This window comes from Microbacterium sp. NPDC077391, assembly GCF_040686955.1.
GTDB lineage: Bacteria > Actinomycetota > Actinomycetes > Actinomycetales > Microbacteriaceae > Microbacterium > Microbacterium commune.
Genome location: NZ_JBFBMI010000002.1, coordinates 320,434 through 339,091, shown reverse-complemented (window position 1 = coordinate 339,091; position 18,658 = coordinate 320,434). Strand labels below are relative to the sequence as shown.

The window sequence follows — 18,658 nt, the reverse complement described above, 5'->3', positions numbered from 1 at the left end:
GAATCGGGTTCAGTCGTCTGCGGGGTCGGACAGGCGGGCTTCCTGCTGCCGATACGCGTCGCCGATGACGGCGGTGACCTGAGACAGACGGGCGTCGAGGTCGGCGAAGATCTCCTGCCCGCGAGGATCCTTGTTCATGAAGTGGGCGGCGACGAATCCGCCGATCACGCCGGTCAGGAACCAAGACAGTCTCTTCATCGCTCCATCCTACGACGAGAGGCGCCGGGGAAACCCCGACGCCTCTCGTGCGGATGCTGATATCAGCGGGCTGCGTAGTACTCGACGACGAGCTGCACTTCACAGGTCACGGGGACCTCGGCGCGCTTCGGACGACGGACCAGGCGGGCCTGCAGCTTGTCGAGCTCGACCTCGAGGTAGCCCGGGACCGGGGGCAGGACCTCGGCGTGACCGCCGGCTGCTGCGACCTGGAAAGGCTCGAGAGCCTCGGACTTGGCCTTGACGTGGATGAGCTGACCCGGCTTCACGCGGAACGACGGGCGGTCGACGAGCTGACCGTCGACGAGGATGTGACGGTGCACGACCAGCTGACGGGCCTGCGCGGTGGTGCGGGCGAAGCCGGCACGCACGACGAGCGCGTCGAGACGCATCTCGAGCAGCTCGACCAGGTTCTCACCGGTCAGGCCGTCCTTGCGGCGGGCCTCGTTGAACGCGATGCGCAGCTGCTTCTCGCGGATGCCGTACTGCTCGCGCAGACGCTGCTTCTCACGCAGACGGACGGCGTAGTCGCTGTCGGCCTTGCGCTTGGTGCGGCCGTGCTCCCCGGGAGCGTAGGGACGCTTCTCGAGGTAGCGGGCGGCCTTCGGGGTGAGCGGGATTCCCAGCGCACGGCTGAGACGGACCTTGCGGCGGTCCTGGGACTTCGTGACCACGAAGTGTTCCTTCCGTGACGTGGACGCGTCTTTCGCGCCTCACGGGCGTATCGCCTCGCTTCCTCCTTCTCGTCGCGCACGCCGGGGCGCGTCGGGAAGTGGTGCAGGAGCGGAGGGATGCCCGAAAACTCTGTTTCGAGCCGGTCAATGCTAACAGATCGGGCTGAGCGTCTCAGCGGTCGCCGAGGATCCGCCGGATGCGCTCCAGCCGGGGTGCGATGTCGCGCTCGGCACCGAGGTTCTTCGGTTCGTAGTAGCGCCGCCCCACGAGCTCGTCGGGCAGGTACTGCTGAGGCAGGATGCCCGCGTCGCTGTCGTGCGGATAGCGGTAGCCCTTGCCGTGCCCGAGGCGCTTCGCTCCGGCGTAATGGGCATCGCGGAGGTGGATCGGCACACGGCCGAATCCGCCGGCCCGCACGTCCGCGATCGCCTGATTGATCGCGGCGTACGCGGCGTTCGACTTGGCGGTCGTCGCCAGGTAGATCGTCGCCTCGGCGAGCGGGATGCGCCCCTCTGGCATCCCGATGAAGGCGACCGCATCGGCGGCGGCCGTCGCGATCGTCAGCGCCTGCGGGTCGGCGAGACCGATGTCCTCCGCAGCGGAGATCACGAGTCGACGGGCTATGAACCGCGGGTCCTCCCCCGCCTCGATCATCCGTGCCAGATAGTGCACCGCCGCATCGGCATCCGACCCGCGGATCGACTTGATGAAGGCGCTGATCACGTCGTAGTGCTCGTCGCCCTGTCTGTCGTAGCGCAGCAGCGCCCGATCGACGGCCTGGGCGACGTCCTCATCCGTGACGACGACCTCCTCACCCTCCTCGTGCTTCGAGAGCGCGACGGCCGCGGCCGCCTCGAGTCCGGTGAGAGCACGGCGCCCATCCCCCGACGCGAGACGGATCAGGGCCGCCCGCGCATCATCGGACACGCTCACCGCGCCGGCCAGCCCGCGCGCGTCTTCCACGGCACGGTCGAGCAGCACGCCGATGTCGTCGTCGGTGAGAGGCTTCAGTGTCAGAAGCAGCGAACGCGAGAGCAGCGGCGAGATCACCGAGAACGACGGATTCTCGGTGGTCGCCGCGATGAGGATGACCCAGCCGTTCTCGACGCCGGGCAGCAGGGCATCCTGCTGGGCCTTCGTGAACCGGTGGATCTCATCCAGGAACAGGATCGTGGTCTGGCCGTAGAGGTCACGCTGCGTGATCGCCTCCTGCATGACCTCCCGTACGTCCTTGACCCCGGCGGTGATCGCCGACAGCTCGACGAACCGGCGCCCCGAGGAACGGGCGATGGCCTGAGCGAGCGTGGTCTTGCCTGTGCCGGGCGGACCCCAGAGGATGATCGACACCGCGCCGGGCGCCTTGGCATCCGGATCGGCGAGGGCGACGATCGGCGACCCCGCGCGCAGCAGATGCTGCTGCCCGGCCACCTCGTCGAGCGAGACCGGCCGCATGCGCACGGCGAGCGGTGTCTGTCCCGAGAGCAGGGGCGCGGAGGTCATCCTCCCAGGCTAGTCGGGGCGGCCGACACCCGTCTTGCTCACAGCGCCGCGCGGGCGAGGTGAGAACTTGGTTCCATAGGCGTAACCACACACACGAACCTCGGAAACATCGCTGGACCACGCTGTCCTCGAGAGAGCCCGACCGGGCTCCTTTCCTAGGAGGTACTCGTGTCTTACGTCAAGCCCGCCCAACTCGTCGGCCACATGCTCGACGCCGGCGCCGCCAAGATGCAGATGTCCGCACGCGACACTCTGATCCGGGCCTTCATGGGCGCAGCCCTGCTCACCATCGGCGCGGCCTTCGCCGTGACGATCGCCACGCAGACCGGCCAGCCGCTGCTGGGCGCCGTGCTCTTCCCCGTCGGCTTCGTCATCCTCTACCTGTTCGGCTACGACCTGCTCACCGGCGTGTTCACCCTCGGTCCTCTCGCCGTCCTCGCACGGCGCCCCGGTGCCACGGTTCCTGCCATGCTCCGCAATTGGGGCCTGGTGTTCCTGGGCAACCTCTGCGGCGCGATCCTCGTCGCCGTGCTCATGGCCGCGGTCTTCACCTACGGCTTCTCAGCCGAGCCGAACGAGGTCGGCCGCGCGCTGGGCGAGATCGGCCACAGTCGCACCGTCGGATACGCCGATCACGGCCTCGCCGGCATGCTGACGCTGTTCATCCGCGGAATGCTGTGCAACTGGCTCGTGTCGACCGGCGTCGTGCTGGCGATGGCGTCGAACACCGTCGGGGGCAAGGTGATCGCCATGTGGCTGCCCATCATGCTGTTCTTCTACATGGGCTTCGAGCACTCGATCGTGAACATGTTCCTGTTCCCTTCCGGCCTGCTCATGGGCGGGGAGTTCACGCTGTGGGACTACCTGATCTGGAACGAGATCCCCACGGTCGTCGGCAACCTCGTGGGCGGACTGCTCTTCGTCGGGCTCCCCCTCTATCTGACGCACGGCGGCAGCTCTGTCCGGCAGCCCGCGGAGGAGTCCCGTTCCGTCATGGTGTGAGCGCAGGTGCATTCGCGGACGGGCCGACGGAGAGGCACGCGAGGTGCCTCTCCGTCGGCCCGTGTTCAGAGCCGCTCGTCGAGCGCCAGCCGGTACCCGCGTTTGACCACGGTCGTCACGGCGCGCCTGTCGCCGAGCGCCTCGCGCAGACGCGCGACCGCCATCTCGACGGCGTGCGGACTCTGGCCTCCCCGCGGCAGCACTCGCCCCAGCTCCTCCCGCGAGAGAACGCTCCCTCGGGCATCGAACAGTGCGCCGAGCACACCCGCAGATGCCGGGGACAGTGGCACGAAGCGATCACCGATCAGCGCACCACCGCTGCGCACCTCGAGCGCGCCCGCCGCTGTGGTGGCGAAGGGCGCCCCGGCCGCGAAATGCTCCACGACGCACCGCACGAGCGAACCCAGACGTCCGCGCGCGGCGACCGCCGTCCGCAGGCCGGCATCCCGGAGCGGCGCCGCGGTGATCGGACCGACGGCGGCGAGCAGCAGCCGCCGGGATTCCGCGCGCCGGCGGATCGCGGCGAGCGACCCGGCGATCTCGGCGATGCGCAGCCATTCCGCAGCGCCCGGCGCCGACGTGAACAGCAGCGCGTCCACGGCTCCGGAGGCGGCCTGCTCAGCCGAGCGGCGCACGAGGCCCGCATCCGGCGGCGGGCCCCACCTGTACACGATGAGGGGCACGACGGTCGCGCCGTGTGCGGTGAGCAGCTCGTCCAGTCCGTCGGAGCCCGCGCCGTGATGCTGCACGGCGATCCGCTCACCTTCCACGCCGCGGGCGATGAGATGCTCCGCCACCTCGGCGGACGTCTCCGTGCTCGCCACCCAGTCGGCAAAGAACCCCGCCTGCTGAATGGCTCCGTGCGCCTTCGGTCCGCGGGCGATGAATCTCGCCTGCGACAGCGCGTGGGTCAGCTGCGGGTGCAGGTCGCGCTCGTGGACGGCATCCATCCAGCCGCGGAGCCCGACCCCGGTGGTGACCACGACGGTGTCGGGCGGCTGGGCGACGAGCTCGCGCGAGCGCTCGAGGAGCAGCTCGTCATCGGTGGCGGGCAGGATGCTGAGAGCGGGCGCACGCTGCACCGTCGCGCCGCGACGTTCGAGCGCGACGGCGAGATCGCCGGCGCGACGATCGGCGACGACGACGATCGCGCATCCCGCCAGAGCGGAATCCGGCAGTCGGCCAGGCGTCACGCGGACACTGCTCCCAAGGGCACCGGAGATGGCCGGACCGGTGCGAGCAGCCCGGCTCGCGCGACGTCGCCGATCACGATGACCGCGGGATTGCGCAGCCCCATCGTCCTGGCATCCGCCGCCGCACTGCCGAGGGTGGTGCGGATCGAGCGCTGCTGCCGCGTGTGGCCGTTCTCGATGAACGCCATCGGCGTGCCGGGTGCGATGCCGTGTCGCAGTGCCGTGTCGACGAGACGGGGAAGCGCGGTCACTCCCATCAGGATGACGGTCGTAACCTGGGGATCCGAGATGGCCGTGAGCGTGGTCGCGTCGATGCCCCGATGCCCGGTGGTGACGTGGAACGCGGCGGCCGTGCCGCGATGCGTGAGGGGGATGCCGAGCGCCTGCGGAACGGCGATCGCGCTGCTCGGCGCCGGGGTCACGTCGACCGGCACACCCGCCACGAGACACGCCTGCATCTCCTCCGCTCCCCTGCCGAAGACGAAGGGATCGCCTCCCTTCAGACGCACCACCCGGCGGCCGGCCGCCGCGTGCATCACGAGAAGCCTGTTGATCTCCTCCTGAGGAACCGGGTGATGACCGGGCTGCTTGCCGACGTCGATCACCAGCACGCGAGGGTCGAGTCCCTGCACGATCTCGGCTGCCGGGCCGAGCCGGTCGAACACGATCACGTCGGCTTCGGCGATGAGACGCGCCGCGCGCACCGTCATCAGATCGGCCGGACCGGGGCCGCCGCCGACGAGGTCCACTCTGCCGAGCATCGTCATCGCAGCTCCCCGAGGTGGATGAGCACGTCGCCGTCGTGCATGACCACGGGCCATACCCGCAGCGTCGCGGGCGGCCGTCCCTGGGTGGCGACGCACAGACCGGTGCGCAGGTCGAACACCTGCTTGTGCATCGGCGAAGCGACGGTGGGGGCGCCGTCGCGGGTGCCCACTATGCCGCGAGACATCACCTGCGCCCCGCTGTACGGGTCGAGGTTCGCGACCGCGTGCACCGTGCCGTCGGCGAGCAGGAAGAGCGCGATCTGCGTCTTGCCGAAGAGGGCGGCGCGCCCTCTCTCGACCTCGAGATCGGTCAGCGCGCATGCGCGGACGAGCGTGTCGAGACTGTGGGCGATGGTCATCTGCGCACCTCCAGGGTGGTTCCGGCGATCAGGATGCCGCCCGCCGTGCGCTCCGCCTCGGTGGCGGGGCGCACCTGCCCGCGCACAGGGACGTAGGCGAGCGAGGGGTCGGGGGTGTCGGCGGCGTTGACGAAGGAGCTGAAGCGTCGCAGCTTCTCGGGGTCGCGCAGGGTGGCGGCCCACTCGTCCTCATAGCGATCCACGTGACGCGCCATCGCCGCGTCCAGGTCGGTACAGATGCCGAGCGCGTCGTCGAAGACGACGCTGCGGAGCCCGTCGAGACCGTCTTCGAGGTCTTCGCACCACGCTGCGGTGCGCTGCAGCCGGTCGGCCGTGCGGATGTAGTACATGAAGAACCGGTCGATGGCCTGGATGAGCCCGTCGTCGTCGAGACCGGACGCGAGCAGCTGCGCGTGGCGAGGGGAGAAGCCGCCGTTCCCGCCGACGTACATGTTCCAGCCCTGCTCGGTGGCGATCACGCCGACATCCTTGCTGCGGGCCTCCGCGCATTCTCGCGCGCATCCCGAGACGCCCAGCTTCAGCTTGTGCGGCGCGCGGAGCCCCCGATAGCGCAGCTCGAGACGCACGGCCATGCCGACCGAGTCGAGCACTCCGTAACGGCACCAGGTCGACCCGACACAGGACTTGACGGTGCGCAGCGCCTTGCCGTAGGCCTGACCGGATTCGAATCCGGCGTCGACGAGCCGCCCCCAGATCTCGGGAAGCTGCTCCAGGCGTGCGCCGAACATGTCGATGCGCTGGCCACCCGTGATCTTCGTGTACAGCCCGTACTCGTCGGCGATCCGGCCGATCGCGATGAGGCCGGCAGGGGTGACCTCGCCGCCCGGCATCCTGGGCACGACCGAGTACGTGCCGTCCTTCTGCATGTTCGCCATGACGTGGTCGTTCGTGTCCTGCAGGGTCGCGTTCTCACCCTCGAGCACGTGATCGCCGACGAGCACCGCCAGGATCCCCGCGAGTGCGGGCTTGCAGATGTCGCACCCGCGGCCGTGTCCGAAGCGCGCAATGACGGTGCTGAACGTCGTCAGCCCGGAGACGCGGACCGCGTCGAACAGCTGCCGTCGCGACATGTCGAAGTGCTCGCACAGCGCGGTCGATGCGGTGCGGCCGGTCTTGGCCAGCTCGGCTCCGACGATCTTCGAGACCATGAAGACACACGAACCGCACGTCGCACCTGCACGAGTGCAGGCCTTCACCGCCGCAGCGTCGGCGCAGCCCTCCTCGTGGACCGCGGTGCGGATGCGCCCTGCCGTGACGTCGGCGCACGAGCACACGACTGCGGCGTCGGGCAGTTCGCGCGTCGGCGTCCCGGCTCGCTCCTCCGGCATCAGATACGCGGCGGGGTCGCCACCCAGCGCGGCTCCGACGAGCGGGCGAAGTTCGCCGTAGGCGCTGGCATCGCCCACGAGGATGCCACCGAGCAGCGTCTGCGCATCATCCGAGAGCACGAGCTTCTTGTACACCCCGGCGACCGGATCGGCGTAGACCACGTCCAGAGCGTTCGGCGTGGTCGCCATCGCGTCACCGAAGCTGGCGACGTCGACCCCGGAGAGCTTGAGCTTCGTCGCGTCGTCGTATCCGGGGAAGCCCGCGGGCCGGCCGAGCAGGCCGCTCGCGGCGACCTCGGCCATCGCGTAACCAGGGGCGACGAGCCCGACGCAGCGCCCGTCGAAGCTCGCGACCTCCCCGATGGCGAGGATGCGCGGGTCGGAGGTGCGGCACGCGTCGTCAATCAGCACGCCGCCGTTCGCGTGGACCGCGATTCCCGCGGCACGTGCGAGCTCGTCACGGGGACGCACGCCGACGGTGAAGACGACGACATCGGCGGGAAGATGTCCGCCTTGCTCGAAGTCGACCCGGCGCACCCAGCCGGAATCGTCCGATGCGATCCTCGTCGTGCGGCTGCGCGTGCGCACCTCGACGCCGCGAGCCTCGATCAGGCGCTGCAGCATGCGACCGCCCGCGTCGTCGAGCTGAGCGGACATCAGGCGGTCGGCGGACTGGATGACCGTGCACTCCACGCCCATGCCCTGCAGGGCGCCGGCGGCCTCGAGGCCGAGCAGGCCGCCACCGACCACTGCGCCTCGGAGCGGACGCCCGAGCACCGCGAACCGCTCCTGCACGTGCGTGCGCAGGGCCGTGACGTCGTCCAGTGTGCGGTACACGAAGCAGCCGGGCAGATCGTTGCCCTCGACGGGAACACGTGGTGCCGACGAGCCGGTGGCGAGCACGAGCGATTCGTACGAGTGCACCGCACCGGACACGGTGCTCACCGTTCGCGACTCACGGTCGATCCGCACCGCGGGGTCGTCGCCGAGGTAGGTGACCCGCTCATCGGCGAGGACCGCGCTGTCGAGCGCGAGGTCCTCCGCAGTCGCCCCGGAGAAGAACGACGTCAGACCCACCCGGTCGTACGGCGGATGCCCTTCTTCGCCGATGACGGTCACCGATCGCCCCACGTCGGCGCCGCTGAGCAGACTGTCCACGAAGCGATGTGCCACCATCCCGGCGCCGATCACGAGCACCTCTGAGGCTGTGGTGTTCTGAATTGCCATCCGGCCCCCCTTCCGTCAGACCCGAAGCTACGCAACGTGTGTTTCGCGAACCCGCGGCCCCGCGTTACGCGCAGCGAACAATTCGCTCACAAACGCATAACGAAGCATGTGAGACGGCGACGGTAGGCTCGCAAGCACGACCCCGATCAGGAGGACAGCCGATGCCAGCCCGTGGTTCTCGTGACGCCCGGCTCAGAACCGAGGCGGAGCGCACCAGACTCCACGCCGCCCGAGCGGCGTGGCACAGCAGAACGATCCGTCGGCGGCGCAGAGACACCGTCGTCGCGACCGTGGCCGGCTCGCTGATCGTCGTCGGCGCCATCGCCAGCCAGGTCGTGCACGCGCAGGTGACCGCACCCGAGCCGACCCCGGCCCCGACCTCCACCTCGACGCCGGTCGAGACCCCGTCGCCCGCCCCCTCCACGAGCCCACCGCTCAGCCCGACCCCGACGCAGTCTCCGGGTGAGTGAACTAGGCTGAGCAACGTCCTTTCCCCCTCCCGCGGAGCGACCGCGCAAGGAGAACATCGTGTCTGACAACGACGCCCCCACGCCCACCCCGCCCGTCCCCGGTCCGCCGGTGCCGGCACCGCCGCGCAAGCCGATGCCGGCGGCCGCTCCGGCTGCCTCATCAGCTCCGGTGGTCGCTCCGATCGCATCGGACGCCGCCGAGTGGGGCCGCGTGACCGAGGACGGCACCGTCGAGGTGCGCGAGGGCGAGAACTGGCGTGCGGTCGGTCAGTACCCCGACGGCACGGCTGAGGAGGCGCTCGCGTACTTCGCACGCAAGTACGACGATCTCGCGGTCAAGCTCGGCACGCTCGAAACCCGCGCGCAGAACGGCGGTGCCTCGGCATCCGACCTGACCAAGCAGGCCACCCACCTGCGGGGCGAGGCGACGGACGCGGCCGCGGTCGGTGACCTGGTCTCGCTGCGGGAGCGCATCGAGACGCTGCTCGCGTCGCTCGCCGAGGCCACGGCGAAGGAGTCCGCTGCCGCGAAGGAAGCGCTCGACGCCGCCATCGCCGAGCGCACGCAGATCGTCGAGAAGGCCGAGGCGATCGCCGCCCGCGACCTGTCGAAGGTGCAGTGGAAGCAGGTCACCACCGAGATGACCGAGCTGTTCGACTCGTGGCAGGCGCATCAGCAGAATGCGCCGCGTCTGCCCAAGGGCGTCGCACAGCAGCTCTGGAAGCGCTTCCGCGATGCACGCTCCACGGTCGACAAGGCACGTCGGGCGTTCTTCTCAGAGCTCGATGACGCCCACCGCACCGCGCGTGACGCGAAGGCCCGTCTTGTCGAGCGCGCCGAGGCGCTGGCCCCCCGCGGTGTCGACGGCATCCCCGCCTATCGTGATCTGCTCGACGCGTGGAAGGCATCGGGCCGCGCCGGCCGCAAGGCCGACGACGCCCTGTGGGCCCGATTCAAGGCCGCGGGCGACGCGCTGTACTCGGCACGCGCCGAGCAGGCCGCCGCGGAAGAGGCCGACTCGGCTCCGCGGATCGAGGCCCGTGAGGCGCTGCTCGAAGAGGCGAAGGCCGTCGCCGACGAGCCGAACCTCAAGCGCGCTCGCGCCCTGCTCACGCGGATCCAGCGTGAGTGGGATGAAGTCGGCCGCATCTTCCCGCGCGAGAAGGAGCGCGTGCTCGACGACCGCATGCGCTCGATCGAGCAGGCACTCAAGTCGCGTGAGGACGTCGACTGGAAGAAGAACAACCCCGAGACGAAGGCTCGCGCGAACGACATGAGCTCGCAGCTGCTCGACGCCATCGAGAAGCTCGAGGCCGAACTCGCCGCCGCGGAGAAGGCCGGAGACAAGCGCGCCGTCAAGGAGGCCACCGAGGCGCTGGCCGCGCGTCGCGCCTGGTTGAGCGCGCTCGGCGGCTGACCCGAGCTGCTGCACGGCATCCGTCGTTATCCACAGTATGAGCCGCGGCACCCTCCAGCAGGGCGTCGCGGCTCATACTGTTCAGCGTGCATCCCGCTCTGTTCTACCGTCCGGGTGGCCGGCTGAGCCTTCCCGAGCTGAGTGCCGCACGCCTCGACGGTGACGTCGTCGAAGTCGGCGAGGGGTACATCCCCGCAGACGCGATCGAGGGGGCGGGTGCGCGCGCCCTGAGCCTGTCACCCCTCGTCCCGCCGGGCACCGCCGTGAGCGGAATCAGCGCCGCGTGGGTGCACGGTGCCGGCGACGCTCCCCCGGGTGTGCATCACGTGTCGCGGATCAGCGCGAGCCGTCAGCGCATCGCGCCGTCGATCCGCGTCGTGCATCACGAGAGACGACTGTGTGCCGACGATGTCAGATCGATCTCGGGTGTCTGGGTGCAGACGCCGGAGGCGACCGCGGAGTCGCTGCTGCTCAGCTCCGCGCGCAGCGCGGAGGACGAGCTCTGGCTGCACTCCCTGATCCGCATCACCCCGGGGCTCGCCGAGGCGGTTCGCGATCGGGTCATCCCGCTGGGCAGACGGCCGGGCGCCAACCACGCCAGGCGGATCCTGGAGAGGTGGGCGAGTCAGGAGGTCGTGACGCGGTACACGTCGTAGACCGCGTCGATGCGGCGCACGGCGTTGAGCACCCGGTCGAGATGCACGGAGTCGCCCATCTCGAAGACGAACCTGCTGAGGGCGAGACGCTCGTCCGTGGTCGAGACGGCGGCCGAGAGGATGTTGACGTGGTGCTCGCTGAGCACGCGCGTGACGTCGGAGAGCAGGCCCGATCGGTCGAGCGCCTCGACCTGGATCTGCACCCGGAACACGCTCTTGGTCGTCGGCGCCCACTCCACCTCGATGAAGCGCTCCGGGTCGGAGCCGAGGGCCTTGACGTTCACGCAGTCCTGACGGTGCACCGAGACGCCGCTGCCGCGCGTGACGAAACCGACGATCGGGTCGCCGGGCACCGGGGTGCAGCACCGGGCGAGTTTGACCAGGATGTCGGATGCGCCGCGCACGAGCACACCGGAATCGCTCGTGCGCGCCTCGCGCGCGGGAGCCCGGCCGGGCAGCTCGATCGCGCCCGTGCTGGTGTCCTCATCGGCGGCCACGAGAGCGGTGACCTTCTCGAGCACCGACTGGGTCGAGACGTGACCTTCGCCGACCGCGGCGTACAGGCCCGAGACGTCCTCGTAGCGCAGCTGACGGGCGACCTCGGCGAACGACTCCTGGTTCATGAGCCGCTGCAGGGGCAGGTTCTGCTTGCGCATCGCGCGGGCGATGGCTTCCTTGCCCTGCTCGATCGCCTCTTCGCGACGCTCCTTGGTGAACCACCCACGGATCTTGTTGCGCGCCCTGGTGCTCTTGACGAAGCTCAGCCAGTCCTGGCTGGGGCCTGCGTCGGGGTTCTTCGAGGTGAACACCTCGACGACGTCGCCGCTCTTCAGCTCGGTCTCCAGCGGGACCAGCCGACCGTTGACCTTGGCGCCCATGGTGCGGTGCCCGATCTCGGTGTGCACGGCGTACGCGAAGTCCACCGTCGTCGCTCCGGTGGGAAGGCCGATGACGCGCCCCTTCGGGGTGAAGACGTAGACCTCCTTCGCACCGATCTCGAAGCGCAGCGAGTCGAGGAACTCGCTGGGGTCCGCCGTCTCGGCCTGCCAGTCGGAGATGTGCGCGAGCCAGGCCATGTCGGCGTCGGTCGCCCGGGCATCGACCTTCCCGCCGTTCATCCGCTCCTTGTACATCCAGTGCGCGGCGACACCGAACTCCGCCTGCTGGTGCATCTCGTGCGTGCGGATCTGGATCTCGACCGTGCGTCCCGACGGGCCGATGACCGTCGTGTGCAGCGATTGGTACAGGTTGAACTTCGGGGTGGCGATGTAGTCCTTGAACCGGCCCGGCAGCGGGGTCCACCTGGCGTGGATCGCACCGAGCACGGCGTAGCAGTCGCGCACCGAGCCCACCAGCACGCGGATGCCGATGAGGTCGTAGATGTCGTCGAATTCGCGTCCGCGCACGACCATCTTCTGGTACACCGAGTACAGCTGCTTGGGTCGGCCGACCACCTTGCCGCGGATGCGCAGCTCGCGAAGATCCTCGTTGATCGACTCGACCACGCTCTGCAGGTACTTCTCTCGCTGCGGGGTGCGCTGCGCGATGAGGCTGTTGATCTCGGCGTAGATCTTCGGATGCAGCACGGCGAACGACAGATCCTCGAGCTCGGACTTGATCGTCTGGATGCCGAGGCGGTGCGCCAGCGGCGCGTAGATCTCGAGCGTCTCCTTGGCCTTGCGCGCCGACTTCTCCGGCGGCACGAAGCCCCAGGTGCGGGCGTTGTGCAGGCGGTCGGCGAGCTTGATCAGCAGCACGCGGATGTCCTTCGACATCGCCACGATCATCTTGCGCACCGTCTCGGCCTGCGCGCTCTCGCCGTACTTGACCTTGTCGAGCTTCGTGACGCCGTCGACGAGCATGGCGACCTCGTCGCCGAACTCGGCCGTCAGCTCGGTGAGCGCGTAGCCGGTGTCCTCGACGGTGTCGTGCAGCAGAGCCGCGGCGATGGCGCGAGGCCCCAGCCCGAGCTCCGCGAGGATCTGCGCCACCGCGAGAGGATGGGTGATGTAGGGCTCGCCGCTCTGCCGGAACTGCCCTTCGTGCTTCTCCCTGGCGACCCGGTAGGCGCGCTCGATGATGGGCAGGTCACCGCGCGGGTGGTTCGCCCGCACGGTGCGGATCAGGTTGTCGAGGTCGTTGACCCTGGGTGCGCGCGAGAAGATGCGAGGCACCAGCCGGCGCAGGCTCGACACCTGCGTTGACGCCTGCGAATCCGCCATCATCTGCTCCCGTTCCCGATCAGATCATCCTACGCGCGGCCGAGGCGCTCCCCGACCGCGCGGAGGCGATCACACCGTCGCGACAGCGCGCTCGCGCGCTTCGTGCACCTTGGCGTCGTGTGCGACGATGTCGGGCTCCTTCTCGCGGAACAGCGAGTAGAGGGGCGCCGCGACGAACAGCGTCGAGTAGGTGGCGACGATGATGCCGACGAAGATCGACAGCGAGATGTCGGTGAGGGTCTCGGCGCCGAACCACAGTGAGCCGATGAACAGGATCGCGCCGACCGGCAGGGCGGCGACGATCGACGTGTTGATCGAGCGGATCAGCGTCTGGTTGACCGCCAGGTTCACGGACTCGCCGAACGTGCGCGACGTCTGATTGACGTCCTCCGTCGTGTTCTCGCGGATCTTGTCGAACACGACCGTGGTGTCGTACAGCGAGTACGCGAGGATCGTGAGGAACCCGATCACCGCCGCGGGCGAGATCTCGAACCCGGCGAGGGCGTACACGCCCACCGTGATGAGCAGCACGTCGAGCAGGCCGATGATCGCGGCCGCGGACATCTTCCAGGTGCGGAAGTAGATCGCCAGGATGAGGAAGGTCAGCGCGAGGAAGATCGCCAGGCCCCACAGCGACTGACGGGTGACGTTCTCGCCCCACGCCGGGCCGATGAACGAATCCGTTATCTCGTCGGCCTTCACGTCGTACGCGTCAGCGAGCGCAGCCTTGACGTCCTGCGTCTCGCCGGGTGTCATCTGGTCGGTCTGCACACGCACGTCACGGCTGTTGACCGTGACGACCTTGGCCGCGGCATCCGGCACGACCGAGCGCACCGCGTCGGTGGCCAGGCCCTGATCGGTCGACGACGGAGCGAGCACGACGAACTGGGATCCGCCCGTGAACTCGATCGAGAACTGCACGGGACGCACGAGCGGCACCAGGGCCGAGCCGACGACCAGCAGGATCGCGATGATGAACCACAGACGCCGCCTGCCGACGAACGGGAAGGAGGTCTTGCCCGAGTAGAGGTTGTTGCCGAACTCATTCATGGAGAACATCAGGCGTCGGAGTCCTTTCCGGCATCCTTGGATCCTGCGAGAGCCTCAGCGCGCTTGCGCTCGGCGATGGTCTGCCGCTTCTCGGCCTCGCCGCGCGCGCCCTTGTTGCGGGCGGCCCGCCCGGACGAACCGGTGCGGACGTCGCGGAACTGCGCGCGACCGCGGTAGACCGCACCGAGCGCATCGGGGTCGAGACCGGACAGCTTGTGTCCGCCACCGAAGAACCGGGTGCGAGCGAGCAGCTGCATGACGGGGTGGGTGAAGATCACGAAGATGAACACGTCGATGAGCGTGGTCAGGCCCAGCGTGAACGCGAAGCCCTTCACCGTGGCGTCGGCCAGCACGTACAGCACGACGGCGGCGAGCACGTTGATCGACTTCGAGATGTAGATGGTGCGCTTCGCTCGTCCCCAGCCGTCTTCGACGGCGGCGACGATCGACTTGCCGTCACGCAGCTCGTCTCGGATCCGCTCGAAGTACACGATGAACGAGTCGGCCGTGAATCCGATCGAGACGATCAGACCGGCGACGCCCGCGAGCGAAAGGCGGAAGCCCATCCGCCAGGCGAGGATCGCGATGACGATGTAGGTCAGCACACCCATCACGCCGATGGATGCCATGATCACCCACCCGAGTGCGCGATAGGTGATCAGCGAGTACAGGGCCACCAGCCCGAGACCGATGAGGCCGGTGATCAGGCCGATCTCGAGCTGCTGCGAGCCGAGCGTGGCCGAGATGGTGTCGGAGCTCTCGACGGTGAAGCTGAGCGGCAGCGCGCCGTAGCGCAGCTGGTCGGCGAGAGCCTTCGCGCTCTCCTGCGTGAAGTTGCCCGAGATGCTCGGCTTGCCGTTGAGGATGACCGCCTGCATGGTCGGCGCGGAGAGCACCTTGCCATCGAGCACGAACGCGAACTGGTCGCGCGGGGACTGCTGCGCGAGACGGTTGGCGTTCAGCCGCTGGCTGACCTCGCCGAAGATCTCGGTGCCCTTGGCGTCGAAGACGAGGTTGACCGTCCAGCGGCCGCTCTGCTGCTCGCGCCCGGCGGTGGCGTCGTCGATCACGGTGCCGTCGAGCTCCACCGGCCCGAGAAGGTACTTGGCGCTGCCGTTCTCCTCACAGGCGATCAGCGGCTCGTCCTCGGGCGCGTTCGTCGAATCGCGCTCCGCGGAGCAGTCGTAGGCCTGCAGCTCGGCGATGCGCCGCTCGGTCGCCCAGTTGGGGTCCGATCCGTCGGTGGGCTCGGCGGTCGGCGTCGCGTTCATGGCGTCGTCGGGGGTGGGGAATGCCGTCTCCTGACCGTCCTCGCCGACGAACGAGGTCGCCGGGTCGGTCGCCAGGATCACCGGGCGCAGCTCGAGCTTCGCGCTGGCCTGGATGCGATCCCGCGTCGCCTGATCGGCGGCGCCGGGGATCTGGACGACGATGTTGCGGCCGCCCTCCGTGGTGATGTCGGCCTCGGCCACACCGGAGGCGTCCACACGCTGGCGGATGATCGCCGCGGCCTGGTTCAGCTGGTCCTCGGTGGGCGCGGCGCCGTCGGGCGACTCCGCACCCAGGATGATCTGGGTTCCGCCCTGCAGGTCGAGTGCGAGCTCAGGAGCCCAGGAGCTGGCCGGCTCCCCGGCGTCGGTCTTGAAGACGTAGACGCCGAGCGCATTGATGCCGAACAGCACGGCCGTGACGATGAGCAGGCCGAGGAGGACTCGCCAGGCATGGCGAGTCGGGGATGATGATGCCACGGAGTTCCGCTTTCGAGTGAGTGCCGGTGCGGGCGCGTCAGTTCTCGTCGTTGCGCTCGAGGCGCGCCTTGGTCTCTTCCGGCGTCTCGACCTTGATCGACTCGATGCCGTCAGCCCGGTCGTGGGCGAGGGCGTCGTCGACGTCCGTCGCCGGTGCGTCGACGACCGCGTCGTCTTCCGCGGTCTCCTCCACGAGGCGGAGGATGGCCTGGCTGTGCACCTCGATGACCACGCCGGGTGCGATCTCGATCTGCGCGGGCTTGTCGAGGTCGATCGGGTCGTAGGAGACGACCGTGCCGTACAGGCCGCCCTGCAGCAGGACCTTGACGCCGGGGACGGTCTTGGTGGCCTTCTCCTCCTGCTGCTCCTTCATCTGCTTCTGGCGCTTGCGGGTGTTCAGGAACATGAACACGAGCATCACGCCGAGAAGACCGAAGAGGATGAGTTCCATGGGAGAGGACCTTTCAGAGAGCGCACGCCGATGAGCGCACAAGAGTTCGGGGAGGCTTCAGCGATTATAGGTCATCGAACAATGCCACACCGTCGGGGTGCGCGATGCCGAGATGCCGGTACGCCTCGGGCATGGCGATCCGCCCGCGCGGCGTGCGGCCGAGGAAGCCGATGCGCACGAGGTACGGCTCGACGACGCTCTCGACCGTCTCGGCCTCCTCGCCGACCGCCACGGCGAGGGTGCTGAGTCCGACCGGGCCGCCGCGGAACCGCCGCACGAGTGCGTCCAACACGGCACGGTCGAGCCGGTCGAGTCCGATCGCGTCCACGTCGTACAGCTCGAGTGCGGCCTTCACGTCGGCGATCGACGCCGCCGCCCCTCCGCCGTGCACGAGGGCGTAGTCGCGCACCCGGCGCAGCAGCCGGTTGGCGATGCGGGGGGTGCCGCGCGAGCGTCGCGCGATCTCGCTGAGCGAGTCGTCCGGCAGCCGCACGCCGAGCACGTTCGCCGACCGTGCGATGACACGCTCGAGGTCGTCGTCGTCATAGAACTCGAGGTGTCCGGTGAAGCCGAAGCGGTCGCGCAGCGGGTTGGGCAGCAGCCCCGAGCGGGTCGTCGCGCCGACCAGGGTGAAGGGTGCGAGTTCGAGCGGGATGCTCGTGGCGCCCGCGCCCTTGCCGACCATGATGTCGATGCGGAAGTCCTCCATCGCGAGGTACAGCATCTCCTCCGCGGAGCGCGCCATCCGGTGGATCTCGTCGATGAACAGCACCTCCCCCGGCGTGAGGCTCGACAGCAGGGCGGCGAGGTCTCCGGCGTGCTGGATGGCGGGCCCGCTGGACAGACGCAGCGGACGACCGCTCTCATGCGCGACGATCATCGCGAGGGTGGTCTTGCCGAGCCCAGGCGGGCCCGCGAGCAGGATGTGGTCGGCCGGTCGCTCCTGGATGTGCGCGGCCTGCAGCAGCAGCTGCAGCTGACCGCGCACCTTCGGCTGCCCGACGAACTCGTCGAGGCTGCTGGGACGCAGGGCGCCCTCGATCGCGAGCTCCGTCTCGTCGAGCGCCTCACCCGCCTCCCGCGAGGTGTCAGCCACGCTTGACCCCCGGTCCCATGGCGGCGAGCGTGCGGCGCAGCAGCGCCGGAACCGACTCGCGCTCGGCGTCGGTGGCGTCCTCCGCCGACTGCGCCGCGGCTTCGGCGGCGACCTTCTCCGACCAGCCGAGTCCCACCAGCGCCGCCGCGACCTGCTCGACGGTCGCGGTGGCGGGCGCTCCGGCAGGGGCGGATGCCACGCGCGGCTGCACCTTGCCGGCCAGCTGCACCACGATGAGCTTCGCGGTCTTCGGTCCGATCCCGGAGACGCGCCGGAACGGAGCGTCGTCCTCCCCGGTGACCGCCTCCGCGATCTGGTCGACGGTGAGGTGCGAGAGCACGCCGAGGGCGGACTTCGGTCCGACGCCGGTCACGCTGAGAAGCTGACCGAAGATCTCGAGCTCGTCGCGGTCGCTGAAGCCGAACAGGGTGAGCGCGTCCTCGCGCACGATCAGGCTGGTGTGCAGCTGCAGCTCGTCGCCTACCACCGCCGTGTGCGCCACATCCGCGGGGACGAAGACCGAGAACCCGACCCCGCCGGTCTCGATGACGACGTGGGTCGAGTCGGCGTGCAGCACCATGCCGCGCAGAGACGAGATCATGCGGCCAGCCTATCGAGCAGGTCGTACATCCGTTCGACCGACACGGGCGCGAGGGGATCGCGAGGGCGCACGCGCCCCACGTTCGGCGTCCGCCCACGCCTGCTGCGCCGGGGTGAGGCTCCCGCCCAGGGCCGCCGCGGCCGTGCCGCCACGCCACGCGTGGCAGAGGGCGATCGCGAGCGCGTCGGCGGCGTCCGCGGGCTGCGGTGGGGCATCCAGCCGGAGGATCCGCGCGATCATCGACTGCACCTGACGTTTGTCGGCCGAGCCGTACCCGGTGACGGCGGCCTTCACCTCGCTGGGAGTGTGGGTCGCGGCCGGCAGCCCCGCCTCCGCGGCGATGAGCAGGGCGACGCCGGATGCCTGGGCCGTGGCCATCACGGTCTGCACGTTGTGCTGGGCGAAGACCCGCTCCACGGCGACCGCTCCGGGCCGGTGCTCGTCGATCGCGGCGCGGATGCCGGCGGCGACCGCAGCCAGCCGTGTCGACAGGTCCGCGTCGACGGGGGTGCGCACGACACCCACGTGGACGAGAGAGGCCCGGCGCGATCGGTCGACGTCGACGATCCCGATGCCGCACCGGGTGAGGCCGGGATCGATGCCGAGGACGCGCAGAGGGCTCACACCCCCAGGCTAGGAGCACGCGGGAGGCCCCGGAC

The 18,658-nt window shown here is 69.5% G+C and carries 18 protein-coding genes; 4 read left to right on the top strand and 14 right to left on the bottom strand.

Annotated elements, in window-relative coordinates:
• Window positions 1-9: 9 nt before the first annotated feature.
• The 3 genes from AB0O65_RS06935 to AB0O65_RS06925 all read right to left on the bottom strand — a co-directional run bounded on the left by AB0O65_RS06935 (window position 10) and on the right by AB0O65_RS06925 (window position 2,391).
• On the bottom strand, window positions 10-198 hold the full coding sequence (locus AB0O65_RS06935) for a hypothetical protein (RefSeq protein ID WP_071643685.1): 189 nt from the start codon (window positions 196-198) through the stop codon (window positions 10-12).
• 62 nt (window positions 199-260) lie between these two features.
• Complete coding sequence (gene rpsD / locus AB0O65_RS06930; RefSeq protein WP_071643686.1) at window positions 261-890, bottom strand: 30S ribosomal protein S4; 630 nt, start codon at window positions 888-890, stop codon at window positions 261-263.
• Between the two features lie 172 nt (window positions 891-1,062).
• On the bottom strand, window positions 1,063-2,391 hold the full coding sequence (locus AB0O65_RS06925; protein WP_083428747.1) for a replication-associated recombination protein A: 1,329 nt from the start codon (window positions 2,389-2,391) through the stop codon (window positions 1,063-1,065).
• Between the two features lie 168 nt (window positions 2,392-2,559).
• Between AB0O65_RS06925 and AB0O65_RS06920 the strand changes: the two genes are divergently transcribed.
• Window positions 2,560-3,393: a formate/nitrite transporter family protein gene (locus AB0O65_RS06920; RefSeq protein WP_099196114.1), complete on the top strand. Its 834-nt coding sequence runs from the start codon at window positions 2,560-2,562 to the stop codon at window positions 3,391-3,393.
• Window positions 3,394-3,458: 65 nt separating this feature from the next.
• Here AB0O65_RS06920 and AB0O65_RS06915 read toward each other — a convergent pair whose 3' ends face one another.
• The 4 genes from AB0O65_RS06915 to nirB are packed head-to-tail and all read right to left on the bottom strand — an operon-like array spanning window position 3,459 to window position 8,288.
• Window positions 3,459-4,586, bottom strand: coding sequence for a uroporphyrinogen-III synthase (locus tag AB0O65_RS06915; RefSeq protein WP_363383799.1), 1,128 nt, complete (start codon window positions 4,584-4,586; stop codon window positions 3,459-3,461).
• Window positions 4,583-5,353 (bottom strand): uroporphyrinogen-III C-methyltransferase, encoded by a 771-nt coding sequence (gene cobA / locus AB0O65_RS06910; protein WP_363383797.1) that lies wholly within the window; start codon window positions 5,351-5,353, stop codon window positions 4,583-4,585. Before cobA ends, AB0O65_RS06915 begins: the two co-directional genes overlap by 4 nt.
• Window positions 5,350-5,712, bottom strand: a complete 363-nt coding sequence (gene nirD, locus AB0O65_RS06905; RefSeq protein WP_071643690.1) for a nitrite reductase small subunit NirD — start codon at window positions 5,710-5,712, stop codon at window positions 5,350-5,352. The genes cobA and nirD overlap by 4 nt, the downstream gene beginning before the upstream one ends.
• Window positions 5,709-8,288, bottom strand: coding sequence for a nitrite reductase large subunit NirB (gene nirB, locus AB0O65_RS06900; RefSeq protein WP_363383795.1), 2,580 nt, complete (start codon window positions 8,286-8,288; stop codon window positions 5,709-5,711). The genes nirD and nirB overlap by 4 nt, the downstream gene beginning before the upstream one ends.
• 161 nt (window positions 8,289-8,449) lie before the next feature.
• On the opposite strand from nirB, the gene AB0O65_RS06895 reads away from it, so the two are divergent.
• The 3 genes from AB0O65_RS06895 to AB0O65_RS06885 all read left to right on the top strand — a co-directional run bounded on the left by AB0O65_RS06895 (window position 8,450) and on the right by AB0O65_RS06885 (window position 10,831).
• Window positions 8,450-8,758 (top strand): hypothetical protein, encoded by a 309-nt coding sequence (locus tag AB0O65_RS06895; protein WP_191713000.1) that lies wholly within the window; start codon window positions 8,450-8,452, stop codon window positions 8,756-8,758.
• Window positions 8,759-8,816: 58 nt separating this feature from the next.
• A complete protein-coding gene (locus tag AB0O65_RS06890) occupies window positions 8,817-10,175 on the top strand; it encodes a DUF349 domain-containing protein (protein WP_363383793.1) in 1,359 nt (452 codons plus the stop codon).
• An 86-nt stretch (window positions 10,176-10,261) separates the two neighbouring features.
• A complete protein-coding gene (locus AB0O65_RS06885; protein WP_071640336.1) occupies window positions 10,262-10,831 on the top strand; it encodes a hypothetical protein in 570 nt (189 codons plus the stop codon).
• Here AB0O65_RS06885 and AB0O65_RS06880 read toward each other — a convergent pair.
• The 7 genes from AB0O65_RS06880 to ruvC form a co-directional block, all read right to left on the bottom strand.
• Window positions 10,801-13,053 carry a bifunctional (p)ppGpp synthetase/guanosine-3',5'-bis(diphosphate) 3'-pyrophosphohydrolase gene (locus AB0O65_RS06880; RefSeq protein ID WP_363383791.1) on the bottom strand — a complete coding sequence of 751 codons (2,253 nt, stop codon included), beginning with the start codon at window positions 13,051-13,053 and terminating at the stop codon, window positions 10,801-10,803. The genes AB0O65_RS06885 and AB0O65_RS06880 overlap by 31 nt on opposite strands.
• A 69-nt stretch (window positions 13,054-13,122) precedes the next feature.
• Window positions 13,123-14,112, bottom strand: coding sequence for a protein translocase subunit SecF (gene secF, locus AB0O65_RS06875; protein WP_071640340.1), 990 nt, complete (start codon window positions 14,110-14,112; stop codon window positions 13,123-13,125).
• Window positions 14,112-15,851 carry a protein translocase subunit SecD gene (secD, locus tag AB0O65_RS06870; RefSeq protein WP_071640342.1) on the bottom strand — a complete coding sequence of 580 codons (1,740 nt, stop codon included), beginning with the start codon at window positions 15,849-15,851 and terminating at the stop codon, window positions 14,112-14,114. The genes secF and secD overlap by 1 nt, the downstream gene beginning before the upstream one ends.
• A gap of 37 nt (window positions 15,852-15,888) precedes the next feature.
• Window positions 15,889-16,302, bottom strand: coding sequence for a preprotein translocase subunit YajC (locus AB0O65_RS06865; RefSeq protein WP_071640344.1), 414 nt, complete (start codon window positions 16,300-16,302; stop codon window positions 15,889-15,891).
• Between the two features lie 64 nt (window positions 16,303-16,366).
• Window positions 16,367-17,398, bottom strand: coding sequence for a Holliday junction branch migration DNA helicase RuvB (gene ruvB, locus AB0O65_RS06860; RefSeq protein WP_363383788.1), 1,032 nt, complete (start codon window positions 17,396-17,398; stop codon window positions 16,367-16,369).
• Window positions 17,391-17,999, bottom strand: a complete 609-nt coding sequence (ruvA, locus tag AB0O65_RS06855) for a Holliday junction branch migration protein RuvA (RefSeq protein ID WP_363383786.1) — start codon at window positions 17,997-17,999, stop codon at window positions 17,391-17,393. Before ruvA ends, ruvB begins: the two co-directional genes overlap by 8 nt.
• 9 nt (window positions 18,000-18,008) lie before the next feature.
• A complete protein-coding gene (gene ruvC / locus AB0O65_RS06850; protein ID WP_363383784.1) occupies window positions 18,009-18,623 on the bottom strand; it encodes a crossover junction endodeoxyribonuclease RuvC in 615 nt (204 codons plus the stop codon).
• Between the last annotated feature and the right edge of the window lie 35 nt (window positions 18,624-18,658).

What these genes read in the sequence shown, in the direction of transcription:
- AB0O65_RS06935 (WP_071643685.1), bottom strand. Translation starts at nt 198, where the DNA reads ATGAAGAGACTGTCTTGGTTCCTGACCGGCGTGATCGGCGGATTCGTC.
- AB0O65_RS06925 (WP_083428747.1), bottom strand. Translation starts at nt 2,391, where the DNA reads ATGACCTCCGCGCCCCTGCTCTCGGGACAGACACCGCTCGCCGTGCGC.
- cobA (WP_363383797.1), bottom strand. Translation starts at nt 5,353, where the DNA reads ATGACGATGCTCGGCAGAGTGGACCTCGTCGGCGGCGGCCCCGGTCCG.
- nirD (WP_071643690.1), bottom strand. Translation starts at nt 5,712, where the DNA reads ATGACCATCGCCCACAGTCTCGACACGCTCGTCCGCGCATGCGCGCTG.
- nirB (WP_363383795.1), bottom strand. Translation starts at nt 8,288, where the DNA reads ATGGCAATTCAGAACACCACAGCCTCAGAGGTGCTCGTGATCGGCGCC.
- AB0O65_RS06895 (WP_191713000.1), top strand. Translation starts at nt 8,450, where the DNA reads ATGCCAGCCCGTGGTTCTCGTGACGCCCGGCTCAGAACCGAGGCGGAG.
- AB0O65_RS06880 (WP_363383791.1), bottom strand. Translation starts at nt 13,053, where the DNA reads ATGGCGGATTCGCAGGCGTCAACGCAGGTGTCGAGCCTGCGCCGGCTG.
- secF (WP_071640340.1), bottom strand. Translation starts at nt 14,112, where the DNA reads ATGTTCTCCATGAATGAGTTCGGCAACAACCTCTACTCGGGCAAGACC.
- AB0O65_RS06865 (WP_071640344.1), bottom strand. Translation starts at nt 16,302, where the DNA reads ATGGAACTCATCCTCTTCGGTCTTCTCGGCGTGATGCTCGTGTTCATG.
- ruvA (WP_363383786.1), bottom strand. Translation starts at nt 17,999, where the DNA reads ATGATCTCGTCTCTGCGCGGCATGGTGCTGCACGCCGACTCGACCCAC.